A 13,929-nucleotide genomic window follows, 5' to 3' on the forward strand; every position below is an offset into this window, starting at 1 on the left:
CTGGTGGGCCTTTACATTTTAATTATCAGTTGGTTACAACCTTACCACCCACCACGTCCATCAGTTCGCTGTAGCTGGTGACTACATCGTACTTCACGTTTTCGCCTTGAGTCTGGCCGCTGATTTTTTCAAAGAAACGACGAGCGCAGTCGATCTTGCGTTCTTCTATGCCGCGTAGCTCCAGGGTAGACAGAGTGCCCTTGGTCTCGGCGATGAAGTACACATGCTTCACGCTGCCTTCTTTAAAAGCGATGGCCCAGTCCGGGTTGTAGTCGCCCACCGGGGTAGGGATGAGAAAACCACGGGGCAGCTTGGCGTACACCACAACGTCAGGATTGGTATCCAGCTCGGCTACAAAGTCACGCTCAATATTGGAGTCGGTGATCACGTAGTCGTAGATATGGTTTTTCAGCTGGCTACCGGCCAGCGAGAAGTCTTGCCGGCTTTGGGCGGCGGTGAAAATGTCCGTGTCGTAGCGGTCGTCGGTTTCATCGTAAGAGAGCTTCTCGATAATCACCGAGGCCTTCTGCTCCTTGATTAGACGGGTAGCTTCCGCCAGAAAATGCTCCGGGTTCTGTTTGAACTGACTAAATACCGCAGGCTGAATTTTACTCAGAATGGCGGCAATGGTTCTGCGGGTCAGGTTGGTATCCGTGGCCAGCTTGCCTACCAGATCGTATTTAACGCCAGAATAAGCGCTGGCACTGTGGTACTCCCCCTGAGTGTTGGAAAGCTCAAACCCCTGGCCCGACTTGAGCTGCTCGTCGGTCAGGTTATCTCTCTGCACGCCGGCCTGAATGATGTACTGCAGGGGAGTGACTTTCAGCTCCTTGTCGAGCACGCGAATACAGTTAGTAATCAACTCGCTGGAGTCGAAGTCCACCTTGTAAACGGCCTTTTTGTTGATTCGTGCCCACAGCGCCTGGAATTCCTTTTTGTGGAAGTTGTCATTGAGCGGGTTGGTTTTGGGCTTACGGCCGTCACCTATATCCGGCATGGCGGCAGTGCTGAACACGCCGTCGATAAGGTAAGGATCTGCTCTCGATAGGGCTCAAGTTCTGCCGGCAGCGGTGCCAGGCTGCCTTCGGCCTTGGCCGAATGATAGGCGGGGGTGATGGCATCGTTATCGTCGGTATAGTCGTTTTTCACCAGGTATCGATAAATCTGCCGGGCCATGTCGGCAGTCACTTCAACCTTGCCCTGGTCGGTGGTCATAACCTTGCCGGTGAAGTAATCCACGTCTGCCTTGCTCGGGCGTGCCGACAGCGAGTTGCTGATTTCTTGTTGCAGGTTACCAACAAAGTCCTTGTAGCTTTCGCTGGCAATGACCGACAGTACATTGATGTTGTGAACCGTGGCGGGGTTATCCTGGCGGTCACCGTGCTGGTTTACGCACAACCGCAGGCCCCGGCCCACTTCCTGGCGGCGGGATATGGTGTTGTCGCTGTGCTTGAGCATGCACATCACGAACACGTTGGGGTTGTCCCAGCCTTCGCGCAGCGCCGAGTGAGAGAAGATAAAACGAGTGTCTTCCTCGAACGACAGCAGTTTTTCCTTGTCTTTCAGGATCAGATCGTAGGCATCCACATCGTCAGACTGTCCGGCTTCTTCACCACGGGTTTTAACGCTAGGATCTGTCAGCCGCTTGGTCTTCTTGTCGATGGAGAAGTAGCCATTATGGGTGCGGTCCGGGGTGATTTTCTCCAGATAGGCCCGGTAGGCATGGTTATCCAGTGCCAGCTCGGACAGGTATTCGTCTTTTATCTGCTGGTATTCCTGCTCGAAGATACGGGCATATTCGCCTTTATCGTCTTCCGCTTCGTAATCCCTGTACTTGGCTACTTCGTCAATAAAGAACAGAGATAGCACCTTGATGCCCTGGGCATGGAGCACCTGCTCTTTCTCGAAGTGCGCCCGAATGGTTTCGCGGATCTGAATGCGCCGAATGGTGCCTTCGGTCTCGTCGCCGGTGGCTTCACCTGCTTGGAGTTCATGGCCGTTGGTAAACTCGACGGTGTCGGTGTTGGCGTCTATCTGGCTGACTACAAAACCACGGTATTGCTCCAGCTCGTTACTCAAGTCAAACAGATTATCGCCAAGCTTCAGCCGCTTGATCACTCGCTTTGGACCGGAGGTCTGACGAACTTCCATTTCCACCCGGGCCACCGGTGCCTTTTTGGAAATCTCAATGGACTCCAGATACAGATAGGCGGTGGTGCCGGCCAGGCCCCTGACGGAAATGCCGCGCACAGCAATTTTCTTGACCAGTTTCTGGTTGTAGGCGTCCAGCGCATCCAGCCGGTGCACCTTGTGGTGCGTGGTTTTATGGGTGGCGGAATAGCGCAGCACCATCAGCGGATTGAACTTGGCCAGCGCATCGAGGGTTTTATTGCCTTCCATTTTCTGCGGTTCATCGAGGATCAGAATAGGGCGATTGGCGCTGATCACATCGATGGGGCGGCGGGACTGAAAATCATCCAGTTCTTCGTAAATGCGGCGGTTGTCCTTGCCGGCGGCGTTAAAGGCCTGAATGTTGATCACCATGACATTGATACCGCTGTCGGAGGAAAAGCTCTCCAGCTGGTGCAACTGCCGGGAGTTGTAGATAAAAAAACGTGCCTTTTTGTTGTAGCTTTCGGCAAAGTGTTCGGCAGTGCCTTTCAGCGACTGGTTCACCCCTTCGCGAATGGCGATGCTGGGCACTACTATGATGAACTTGCTCCAGCCATATTTCTGGTTCAGTTCAAAAATGGTCTTGATATAGCAATAGGTCTTACCGGTGCCGGTTTCCATCTCGATATCCAGGTTGATATCGGAGCCGGGATGATAGCTGGCGGGCTTTGTCTTGCCCTTATCGTCGTGATAGACGGTAAGAGCGGCAGGTTCTGGCTGCTCTGTACCTTATGAATGTTTTCCAGCAACTGCTGTTCGGTCAGCACCAGCTCGGCGTTTTTGAAGCCATCCTGATCGGACATGTTCCAGCCGGCCTGGCCGTGCTTGTTGGTGGATACTCCGGGGTCGATGCGATAGTTCACGTTTGAACTGAGCGGCTGGCCAACAAAGCAGTCCACCACCGAATCCACCGCCTGGGTCTGATAGGGTTGAACCTTGAATTTCAGTTTCATGCCTGACCTCCGACCAGGGTTTCAAAATGGTTTATCCAGCGATGGAACAGAGGGCACTGCTCCCGCATGCGGGCAATGCCAATCTGTTGGGCAATGCTGATGTCCTGGGTGGTTTTGGCAAACTTGCCGGTGGCAGACCAGTTATTCAGGCGCTTGGACGGGGCGGTTTGCGGGCTGTTGTTAATGGCCTCTGGCTCGCCGCAACCCTTGACCACGGCGGATACCTCCGGCTCGGCCACTCCCAGTGCCCGGGCCAGAATGGCCGGGTCGCTGAACAGCAGGGCCTCAAACTCGTGCAGGGCCACAAAGGGCACAAAGCGGCGTTCGGCCTGCTGGGCGGAAAACAACTCTGACACCAGCTTGGCAGTGGCTTTGTTCAGGCACTCGGCAATATCCGCCGGGCTGGCCTGGGGGGTGACAGCATCCAGCCCCGGCCATTCTCGCAAGCCGTAATAATCCACAAAGGTGGTGACATAGGTATCTGGGCGTTGCTTGAGGTGGGCTTCCAGATCACGGCGCACCCGCTCAAAGCGTACATCCCCGCCTTTTTGGCCGGGCTTGGACACCTGGGTGGCACGCATAAAAATCATTTTATTGGCGAGATAGGGGGCCAGCACCGACTCAATAAAGATCTGCTCGGTTTTGCCCTCAACAATGACGACTACCTCGATGTAATCACTCATAAACCGGGCCTCCAGCGATCACGTTCTTGATCCAGAGTTCGCCCAGCGAGTAGCTTTCCAGCCAGCTGGCGTAGTCCTGTTCGTTCAGGCGCTCAAAGGTGGAAGCGCCGTCCTGGCGTTTGACCACCACTATGTCTTCCACTGCAAACTGATCGAGCAGGGCCGGCGACTGGGTGGCCACAATCACCTGAGTACGGGTGGCGGCTTGCTGAATAAGCTCCGCCAGGATCACAATGGCCGCCGGATGCAGGCCCAGCTCGGGCTCGTCGATAATAATGGTGGCAGGCGGATCCGGTTGCAGTAGGGCGGTGGCCAGGCAAATAAAACGAATGGAGCCATCGGAAAGGTGATAGGGCTGCATCGGGTAGTCGGAGCCCTTTTGCCGCCAGCTGATGTTGACCTCTTCCTTGGCTCCACTGGTTCTGGGTTGCAGAATAAAGTCGTCGAAAAAGGGCGTGACCAGGCGCACGGCATCCACAATGGCCTGATAGTCGCTGGTGTGGTTGGCCTTCAAATTAAGCAAAAAAGGAGCGATATTGGCGGCATCGGTACGCAACACCCGGTTATCCTGCACGATCTCGTATTTGCGCATGGCGGCGGTGCCGCTGGTATCGTGAAAGTGATAAATCTGCCAGGAGGCAATGGCTTCAAAGACCGGGCGAGAATATTTGGCATCGGCGGTGTTTTGCTCAACTTCCGCCACCATTCTGGACTTGCCATCGTCACTGTCGCCCAGCAGCCACCAGCCGCTTTGGCCGTTTTTATCATGACTGCTGTAGTAGCGGGCTTCGTCTTCAATGGCGCAGCCATCACTGGGAGTGGGCACCAGGGTAAAGCGAAAGCCCCGGCTGCCAAAGCGGGTTTCAAAGGTCATTTTCTGGGTGACCTTGTTGCCGTTGAACAGCAGGTCGGTGGCACCGCCGTTATCGCGCACATAGCGGTTAAGGGTGCCGTCCATCAGGGCGCGCAGCATTTTAAAAAACGACAGCAGGTTGCTTTTGCCGGCCCCGTTGGCCCCCACAATCACGTTAAGTGGACGCAGTTCAAAGTCGTTCAGCTCGCGAATGGACTTGAAGCCGCTGATGCTCAGCTTGTCTAAGGCACTTTTCATCACGACTCCTTAAATAGCCCGCACGTCGGTGCCGGGAGCCAGTTGCTTGAACATTTGCTCGGCGTTGATTTTAAGGCTGTCGGTGGCAAAGCCGTCGTCCCGGAACACCACCCGCAGCGGGGCCTGCTCGGCCAGGGCCTTGAGCAGATCTTCAGTGATATTGCGGTCAAAGCAGGCAACAAGAGCGCCATCGTCCACGTTGTAGACGGTTTTGCCGCACAGGGTGTCTTTGCGAATTGGCAGGGTCAGGTCGATGCCCCAGTCCAGCAATACCTGGAACAGCAGGTCCTCCTCAGTGCGGTCCGGCTTGATATTGTCCACCAGCAGATCCAGGCTGCCCTGGCTGAGCGCATCGGGGGAGTAGTAGGTATCTGCCATATTGCTGGTATCGATCTTTAGTGCCCTGAAACCGATATCCTGGTTCCAAGCTGGGTCACAAGGTTCATTGATAACTGCTGCTCCAGCTCTTCTAATACGCTCTTTTGAAACTTCAGAAAGCACTAAGGGCTTGCCATGCTTCTTCATCATTTTGATCGCCGCTTGAACAGTCTTTTTAGCGGTTCCAGTGGTTGATGCTTCAGCTTCTTCCAGGCTTTCTGGCAACTGAACCATGATGAACTTGTGATTTGTCCCGTAGGTTGCATTGGCTTTCATTACAGCTTGAGCTGTACTTGCAGAGCCGGCAAAAAAGTCCATTATCAAAGCGGAACGGTCATTGGGGGTAACGTACTCAATGAGCTTTGCCAACTCATCGTGGTCTTTGGGATTGGTGAATACCTTTGCGTCCATAAGGTTGCGAAGATATTTTACGGAAACTTGGGATTGTTTATAGAAGTAGGAGCCACGTACCTGAGTAGCAAATTCAGCGTCCTCTTCACTGCTATCACCGTTGTCACTATCAATATCAGAGCCAAACTGGTTTTCTTCTGTTTCACCAGGAATGGGGCGGATATGAGCCTTTCTGAAGGGGGGCTCAGAGTGATCTTCACGAAATTCCACCAACCCTAACTTGATCTGTCGTTGCATTTCTTCAGGTGAAGCATAAATCCAACCACGCTCAGGTACTGCACAAGGCTTGCCTGTGACAGGATGGATAACATCATAGCGAGGGCCGTCACCACCTGGCCAGGAGATATCACGATCTCTCCACGGACCATACTTGTCCACCCGCTTGTAACGGGCCCACTTTTTGGCTGGATGACTTTTCGGTAAGTCGGAGTACCATTTAGATATTGCATTTTCTATGGATTTGAAGTCACTTCCGTGAATTTTTTGAAGCCTGAGAAACTCTTCCCATATGTCTCGAGCTCCCGGCTTTTCTTCTCTCCAAGACTCATTTTTTTCACGAAGTTGAGCTGTGTTTTTTGCGAACACAAGCAAGTACTCGTGACCTACGGAAAAAAACTTAGCGTCATTCTTTCGGCCTTTTTCCCAAACCAGCTGTGCAATGAAGTTTTTTTCTCCAAAAACTTGGTCCATCAGCTTTCGCAAAGCAGCTTGCTCATAATCATCAATACTGATCATGATGATGCCATCATCCTTAAGCAGCCGTTTGGCTACGTTCAAGCGTGTGTACATCATCGACATCCAGTCAGAGTGATATCTACCACGAGTTTCTGGGTTTGCGATAAGCCGGTTTCCTTCATCACTTCTCTCACCAGTCATTTTCTCAAAGCTTTCTTTTGATGAAGAGAAGTCATCTTTATATATAAAATCTTTGCCCGTGTTGTAGGGGGGATCTATGTAGATAAGTTTGACCTTGTCCAGATAGGTTTCCTGCAGCAGCTTCAAGGCATCCAGATTGTCCCCTTCAATAAAGAGGTTTTGGGTGGTATCGAAATTGACGCTGTCTTCCTGGCAGGGGCGCAGGGTCTTGGCAATGGGGGCATTGGCGGTCAGCAACGCCTGACGCTTGCCGGGCCAGTTGAGGTGGTAGCGTTCCTGGGGGCCTTCCACGATGGAGTCGGACAGCTCTTGTTTGAGCAGATCAAAGTCTACCGCCAGACGCAGGCTGCCGTCCGGGGTACGGGACTCGGTGACGCAGTTGGGAAACAGCGCCCGAATTTTTTCAATGTTCTGCTGAGACATATCGGGGCTGTGCATCTTCAGTTTGTCCATTTCTCATCCACTTTTTATAGGCTGTAGTTATCTTGCATCAAGGCTCGGGGGGCTTCAGGACGCGCCGGCTCCCTCGGTCTGGCTCAGGGTGCTCTGTTCGTGTTGCAGGGCCTTAAGCTCTCGGTGAAGCTCGACCTTCCGTTTGAATTGTTTTTCAGTGCCGATTTTTTTACGCAGCGCGGCCATCTGCTTGTCCAGCTTGCGCAGGCGGCCCAGCCGGACAATGGCCTCGTCCATGCTCTCGCCAGTCCTGGCCGGAATGGGCAGCAGGCTAACCAGCAGGGCCTGATAAAGCCGCTCGATGTTAATGGCGGCGGGCAGGGCGCTGCGGGGCGCGGTTGCCGGAATCCAGCCTGAATCCAGGTATTCCGAACGTACCCAGCTGGCGGCATCGGCGGCGCTTTTGCGCTTGTAGGCCGCCAGATAACGCAGCTGCTGCCGGTCTTCCCCCAGAGTACGCTGCAACTCAAAAATAATGGGGAAGGGAATGGCCTTGTCAATGGCGGCCACCACCTCTTCGGACAGGGTTTCCCCTTTGAGCTTGAGGGTGAACACCTGGATTTCCGTTACCGCTTCGGTCGCGGGCAAGTTTACCGTGTCGGGCGCGAGTTTGCAGGCCCAGATGATCTGCTCCAGCTCTTCCACAAACCGGGCCTGCAGAGCACTGTTCACGGCAGCCTGTTGATAGAATTTGGTTTTGGGGATCACCTTGTCAAAGCGCGTTTGTGGCGGAAACTGCCAGCTACAAGACGACAGAGCCTGGGTCATGAGCGGGCCTCCTGTGCCTGCACCACGATAAAGGCCAGCAGCTCAAAGTCATCCAGGCCCTGAATCCGGTTAACCAGGGCTGAGGTGCTGCCGCCGCCAAACAGACTGTCTATGTCTTTTTCTTCCTTCACGGCCATCATGCTGCCAATGGCCTGACTGAGCAGCTCGGAATAATGCGCCATGTTTTGGCCGTCTTGGGTTGTTTCGTTAAAGCGCCGGCACAGGACATCGATGGGCTCTTGCTGGCCCTTGCAGCAGGTGCGCAGCAGATCGAGCAGGCGCTTTACGTCTATGTGGCTGGCCAGGGTATGACCCTGCTCATCAACGTACACCAGGTAAAAGGGATGCAGCCGGTTTTGCTGATCTGTGGTCACGCTGTTGTTGAGGTTGCGCAGCGCAAAGATCACGCCGGGCTCCAGCCCCAGTGACGGGTTGGCCGGCACCAGGGCGTGCATGCCGCTGGGCTGGTTAATGGGCTCGCCGTAGTGTTTGACCATGGCGAGCAGGTCCATGCGAAACTCGTTCAGGCCCAGATCGGTGATGGACACGCCGGTTTTCAGATCTTCCAGCTCAATCACTTCTTCCTGCAGGCGCTTGAGTTGCTCCTTGCGGTAGGCCACGTCGTTGGCCTGGCTGCTGAGCACGTTGTCATCGCCGGTGGCGGTCACGTCCACTATGGTCATGCGGCTTTCAACCCGCTCCTTGAGGTTGATGTATTCATCCAGAGAAATATCGGGCCAGTAGTTCACCAGCTGAATGCACTGATTGGGGGAGCCGATGCGATCCACCCGGCCAAAGCGCTGCACAATGCGCACCGGGTTCCAGTGAATGTCGTAGTTGATAAGGTAGTCGCAGTCCTGCAGGTTTTGCCCTTCGGAAATACAGTCGGTGGCAATCAGCAAGTCTATTTCGGCCGGCTCATCGGGCAGCACGCTGGCCTTTGATTTGGACAGAGGCGAAAACAGGGTCAGCACTTCCTGAATATCGTAGCCTTTGCGGCGGGTTTTATCGTAGCCTTTGCGGCGGGTTTTAAGGGTGGTTTTGGGCAGTCCGGTGCCACCGGTGACCATGGCGGCATGAATGCCGTGGCTGCTGTACAGCTCTGGTGCCAGCTGGTCATAGAGGTAGCTGGCGGTATCGGCAAAGGCGGTAAAGATAATGACCTTGCGGTTGCCCGGGTTGATGGGGGTGGCTATTTTCTGTGTCAGATGCTCTTTGAGGTGCTGCAGCTTGGCATCTTCAGCAGGGGTGACCTTTTGCATAACAGCAAGCAGGTCGGCAATGAGCTCCAGATCACCCTGCATGTCCTGCTGCCAGGAGGTGAGATCCATGTCGGCGAGCTTGATTTTGATTTTGTTGCCAATTTCCATGTCGTGATAGGACGGCAGTTCGTCTTCGTCTGCTTCTATGGCATCCAGGGCATCCGCCAGGCTGCTGACCTCGGTTACGCCGTCCCGCCGGTAGAACTCGTCGATTATTCCCAGTAGTCGCTGGTGGTTGTCTTGCAGGGATTGCAGGGTACGGCGAAAGGCCTCTACCGAGCTTTCCAGTCGCTTGAGCAGGTTGGTGGTCATCAGCGCCACCAGGCTTTTTTCCCGGTCGGCTTGCTTTAGCTTGGCACCGCCGCCGGAAACCTCGGTGTCGTACAGCTCTTCGTATTTTTTCAGCCGGCTGGGCAGTATGTAGCTGACCGGGGCATAGATGGACAGCTTGAGTTGCCTGAGCTGTTCAAAGATCTGATTGAAGCCAAGCACGTCGTCACGGGTGGTGAGCGGGCAATGGTAAGACAGTGGTTTGAGCCGCTCGGGAAAATGACCGATATCGGTGGTGTCGTAAAAGCTCTGAATGTGCTTGCGGGAACGGGCGATGGTGACGCTGTCGAGTAGTTCAAAAAAGTCGAAGTCCAGCGCATCCAGTATGGCCTTGGCGGTTCTTTGCTCCGGCTCCATTTTTGACCAGTTGTTAAACGCGGCCTGGGCCTGGTTGAAGATCTGTTCAACGCTTTTGGTGGTGTTCAGATGCTTGGTCAGCTGGCTGGAGTCGCCTTCGTAGGCCAGCGCCAGCTGATTGCGCAAGTCGGTGAAGCGGTTGTTGACCGGGGTGGCGGAGAGCATCAGTACCTTGGTTTTAACCCCTTCCCGAATGACCTTGTTCATCAGTTTCTGGTAGCGGGTTTCCCGGTCTTTAACGGCGTCGTTGTTGCGAAAGTTGTGGGATTCGTCGATCACCACCAGATCGTAGTTGCCCCAGTTGATGCGATTGAGCGGAGTACCGAAAGACTCGCCGCTGGTGCGGCTGAGATCGGTATGGCAGAGCACATCGTAGCTGAACCTGTCTTTGGCAAAGATGTTGGTTTTAAGGTTGCGGTTGTAGTTCAGCCAGTTGTCGGCGAGCTTTTTTGGGGCACAGCAGCAGCACCGACTTGTTGCGCAGCTCGTAGTATTTCATTACCGCCAGGGCGGTGAAGGTTTTGCCCAGGCCCACGCTGTCGGCCAGTATGCAGCCGTTGTAGCTTTCCAGCTTGTTGATGATGCCTGTGGCGGCGTCTTTCTGGTAGTTGAACAGCTTGTTCCAGATCAGGGTGTCCTGATAACCGGTTCTGTCGTTGGGCAGTACATCTTCACTGAGGTCGTCCAAAAACTCTTTGAAGATGTTGTACAGCATGATGAAGTAGATTGTTTCGGGCGAGTTTTCCTTGTACACCGACTCAATGTGCTGGCAGATGGTATTGGTCACGTCCTGCAGTTTGTCCGGGTCGCTCCAGATTTGATCAAACAGCGTCAGGTACTGGGCGGTGAACTCGGGTTGCTCCATTTTGTGGACAAAGTTGGAAACCGCGTTACCTTGCTGGTAGCCCAGATCCACGGCGGTAAAGCCGTTGATGGGAGCAAACAGCGTGCTCTCGGAGCCCCCGGAAACCACGGCGAACGGCTGCATGGGGGCATGGGTGCTGTTCGATTTGAAGGTGGCTTTTTGCCGCATCCAGTTGGCGCATTCCCGGGCAATGGCCTTTTGGGTCAGCTTGTTTTTAAGGTGAATTTCAAAGTCGGTGCCATACAGGCTTTTTTCACGGCCAGCCTTGGGAATGAAAAACTCCCGTTGCTCTTTTCTCAGCTTGTCGGTGACGCTATCGGTCACAAAGGTAGGGGAGGTGAACACAAACTGCAGCGACTCAATGGCCGACAGCTCTTTTTTGAGCGCTTCATAGGCGTAGATGGAGAAGCAGGACGCCGCTATTTTCAGCCTGGAGCCCGGTGTGAGCGTGCCCTTCAGCTCATCACCCAGCAGCTGATTGATGTTGTCGATGATGTTCATGGTCTGGCTGCCCTGCCCGCGCTGGTTTTTGTTATTTGTGTAACTGGTTATCGTAACCAAGAAATGGCGAAAAGGAAAAGTAAGAGGGGGAGTATTCGCGGGTTTCCGGTAATAACTTTGAATGAATATTTAATACGTTTTTCGTGGCAAAAAAAAGCAGCGCTTACGCTGCTTTGTATCGTACTTTTTCATTTTTAGAAAAAGGCTATTTCGCGCTTGGGTATTAAATCTGGCCTCGTTCAGCCAGAGACACACAGCCTTCCAGGCCGACAATCACATGATCCAGAGTGCGGATATCTACCAGGCTAAGTGCATCGCGCAGGCGCTGGGTAATGGCCACGTCTGCTCGGCTAGGCTCGGGATCGCCGGATGGATGATTATGCACAAAGATGGCGGCGGCTGCGTTACAGGTCAAAGCCAGCTTGACCACTTCTCGGGGGTAGACGCTGGCGGCGTCGATGGTGCCGCGAAACAGCTGTTCAAAGCGCAGAATGCGGTGCTGATTGTCGAGCAGTACCACCGCAAAGATTTCGTGCTCGCATTCCTGCAGCAGGGTTTGCAGCGCCTCAAAGGTTTTGCTCGGGGCGTCGAGTACCCGGCCCTTGGCCAGTCGCCGGCGGGCCAGCTTGTGGGCCATGTGCAGAATGTCGGCCTCGGTCACCGGACCGGGAGCCAGGTAGGTGCCGGACTGCTCGCCGGCCACAAAGGTTTTATTGCTCATGGTATCCTCCAGGCATAAAAAAGCGCCGCTCAGGGGCGGCGCGTAAAAGGGATATGTGTAAGCAGGGCGTGAGGGCTAGAAGCGTTTCACTTCCAGATAAACAGAAACGCCAGCAATGATGATTAACAGCCCCCAGGCAAGCCATTCAATCCAGGGTTTGTTCATTCTGAGTCTCGTTTCTACTTGGTTGATGGAGCGACATTGCCAAGTTTGTTGGTCAGGCGAGTGGCCTTGACCAGTGTGGCAGGTTTTGCGTCTTGGGTGGGTTCTGGCTGTTCGATTTGTTCCGGGTAGAACTCGTCCAGCAACAGCGGGACTTCATCTTCACCGTCTTCAAACTGGCCGTTGTGTAGCAGTTGCCTGGCGGTGTGTTCCAGGCTGGCCATGTCCACACCTGCCTGGCGGTAGTGCTCGGCTTCCTGCAAGGCCGTGCTGACCGCTTCCGCCAGAGTATCTTCGTCGCGCAGGGTCAAGTCTACATAGTACACAGGAGTGCGGTAAGACTGGGTGGTGCTCTTGGCCCTGAGCTTGAGTTGCAACGCCAAGTGCCGGGTATGGCCACCGGTCACTGCCTCAAAGTAACGTAGCCGTGCCGCCAGGGTTCGCACCGAGTTGTAACCCGTGGTGCGAAAGATAAAGCTGCCCAGTTCGTCGTTCTGTCCTTCTACCTGCAGATTCAGGCGACCATAGAGTTTGCAGCCCTGCTCATGGGCAAAGCGGCAATACTCCGGCCCCGGACAACTGACTTCTTCTATTCCTCCTTCGTTGACTCGTTTGGCTGCTTCGCCATTACCCACGCACAGTGGCCGTCCGGTACTGCGATCAAAGGCGCTGTATTCAGCCCGCAGGTTCAGATCACTGTCGTTGAACAACACCCGCACCGGAATCGCCCGGATCTTGCCGTTGGCCGCCGTTTCGGCGTATTGCTGGTGCAGCGGATGCAGCATCCAGCCGTTGCGGTTTTGAACCTGGGTAGTAAGGGTAAAGCTGTCGTCCTTTTCCGGCAGCCACTTGTCGTTTTTGTTGACCAGCTTGCCAATGCTGATCCGCCCAATGATGGGCGGAGTGATGGCCAGTCCCTTGATCATGACTTGCTCCTTTGCAGTTGCACGGTAAAACGGCGAGAGCCAGGTACGATTTTGCTGCAATGCTGCAGCCATTCCGGATGGGAGTTACTGAGCTTTTCCATGTCGGGCACTACCCGATCACGGCTGCGTTTCCAGCTGATCTTTCCTTCCTGAAATACCGCGCCGCCGGCATCGCCCAGGGCTGCCTGCAGTTGCTGCTTGAGTCTGGCCTCGCAAGCTTCGGCTTCTTCTTTCTTCTCCTTGGCACTGAGAAAGTGGCTGAACAGGGTGTTCATTTCCTCCGATTCGGTGAGATCCAGCACTGGTGTTTTGTCTTCGGGATAGAGCGATTGCAGGGCCTTGCCGGCATCTTCCGAGCCATCCGGCTCCGGCTGGGTGTCGTTGAGCACATGTTGCCAGAAGGCATTTTCCCGCCTTATGAGCTCGGCAATTTTGTCGTCGTCCCGATTGATGCGGTAAATACGAAAATCCTGCCCGGCGATCAGTACCGCCACATCGGCCCAGGCGTGACCGGTGACGGCCAACTGATGCAGCACCTGGCACTGATAGGCGAGGGGAATGCCCTGCTCCCATTGTGGTGCAGAGTGATAGCCGGCGGTCTTGATCTCCAGCGTGCCCACGCCATCGGGATGGCCCAGCACTTCTCGATCCAGGTTGGCGAGCATGAAGGGATGATCCGGGTGCTGCAGCACCGCATTCACCCGGCGCACCTTGAGCTTGGTGCGTTGGGCATAAACGTAAGCCAGCACCGGCTCCAGGATAGTGCCCCAGAACACCGCTTCGTTGTTGCTCAGGTCCGGGGCCGGACGACGATTGGTTTTTTCCAGCCAGAGTGACAAGGGGCTCTTGTAGGGAGAGAGACCAATGGCCACGGCGGCATCGGATGAGCCAATACCGGACTGGCGTACTTCCAGCCATTGTTGGTGAGTGAGCGCCTTGGTGTCTGCCAGACGCAGGGCTTGGGAATAACGAGTTTTCATGGTGAATCTCCTTAAACGCA

The 13,929-nt window shown here is 54.6% G+C and carries 12 protein-coding genes; all 12 read right to left on the minus strand.

Annotated features, from left to right (window positions below):
- Window positions 1–25 precede the first annotated feature (25 nt).
- The gene (locus G364_RS17315; protein ID WP_211212409.1) at window positions 26–997 is read right to left on the minus strand and encodes a restriction endonuclease; all 972 of its coding nucleotides are present in this window, start codon (window positions 995–997) and stop codon (window positions 26–28) included.
- Window positions 985–2,793, minus strand: coding sequence for a DEAD/DEAH box helicase family protein (locus G364_RS17320; protein ID WP_211212410.1), 1,809 nt, complete (start codon window positions 2,791–2,793; stop codon window positions 985–987). The genes G364_RS17315 and G364_RS17320 overlap by 13 nt, the downstream gene beginning before the upstream one ends.
- The gene (locus G364_RS17325) at window positions 2,739–3,125 is read right to left on the minus strand and encodes a hypothetical protein (protein ID WP_211212411.1); all 387 of its coding nucleotides are present in this window, start codon (window positions 3,123–3,125) and stop codon (window positions 2,739–2,741) included. Before G364_RS17325 ends, G364_RS17320 begins: the two co-directional genes overlap by 55 nt.
- Window positions 3,122–3,808, minus strand: a complete 687-nt coding sequence (locus G364_RS0101455) for a DUF4276 family protein (protein ID WP_019933368.1) — start codon at window positions 3,806–3,808, stop codon at window positions 3,122–3,124. The genes G364_RS17325 and G364_RS0101455 overlap by 4 nt, the downstream gene beginning before the upstream one ends.
- On the minus strand, window positions 3,801–4,919 hold the full coding sequence (locus G364_RS17330) for an AAA family ATPase (RefSeq protein WP_019933369.1): 1,119 nt from the start codon (window positions 4,917–4,919) through the stop codon (window positions 3,801–3,803). Before G364_RS17330 ends, G364_RS0101455 begins: the two co-directional genes overlap by 8 nt.
- 9 nt (window positions 4,920–4,928) lie before the next feature.
- Window positions 4,929–7,037 carry a site-specific DNA-methyltransferase gene (locus G364_RS0101465; protein ID WP_019933370.1) on the minus strand — a complete coding sequence of 703 codons (2,109 nt, stop codon included), beginning with the start codon at window positions 7,035–7,037 and terminating at the stop codon, window positions 4,929–4,931.
- A gap of 54 nt (window positions 7,038–7,091) precedes the next feature.
- Complete coding sequence (locus G364_RS0101470; protein ID WP_019933371.1) at window positions 7,092–7,805, minus strand: DUF4391 domain-containing protein; 714 nt, start codon at window positions 7,803–7,805, stop codon at window positions 7,092–7,094.
- Window positions 7,802–10,123, minus strand: coding sequence for a DEAD/DEAH box helicase (locus G364_RS16215; protein ID WP_211212412.1), 2,322 nt, complete (start codon window positions 10,121–10,123; stop codon window positions 7,802–7,804). Before G364_RS16215 ends, G364_RS0101470 begins: the two co-directional genes overlap by 4 nt.
- A 37-nt stretch (window positions 10,124–10,160) precedes the next feature.
- The gene (locus tag G364_RS17335; RefSeq protein WP_211212413.1) at window positions 10,161–11,120 is read right to left on the minus strand and encodes a DEAD/DEAH box helicase family protein; all 960 of its coding nucleotides are present in this window, start codon (window positions 11,118–11,120) and stop codon (window positions 10,161–10,163) included.
- A gap of 223 nt (window positions 11,121–11,343) precedes the next feature.
- Complete coding sequence (gene radC / locus G364_RS0101480) at window positions 11,344–11,841, minus strand: RadC family protein (RefSeq protein WP_019933372.1); 498 nt, start codon at window positions 11,839–11,841, stop codon at window positions 11,344–11,346.
- A gap of 179 nt (window positions 11,842–12,020) precedes the next feature.
- Window positions 12,021–12,929, minus strand: coding sequence for a recombination directionality factor (locus tag G364_RS0101490; RefSeq protein ID WP_019933374.1), 909 nt, complete (start codon window positions 12,927–12,929; stop codon window positions 12,021–12,023).
- The gene (locus G364_RS0101495; protein WP_019933375.1) at window positions 12,926–13,909 is read right to left on the minus strand and encodes a YqaJ viral recombinase family nuclease; all 984 of its coding nucleotides are present in this window, start codon (window positions 13,907–13,909) and stop codon (window positions 12,926–12,928) included. The genes G364_RS0101490 and G364_RS0101495 overlap by 4 nt, the downstream gene beginning before the upstream one ends.
- Between the last annotated feature and the right edge of the window lie 20 nt (window positions 13,910–13,929).

Origin of the sequence: Oceanimonas smirnovii ATCC BAA-899, from assembly GCF_000381965.1 — a bacterium.
GTDB classification, from domain to species: domain Bacteria; phylum Pseudomonadota; class Gammaproteobacteria; order Enterobacterales; family Aeromonadaceae; genus Oceanimonas; species Oceanimonas smirnovii.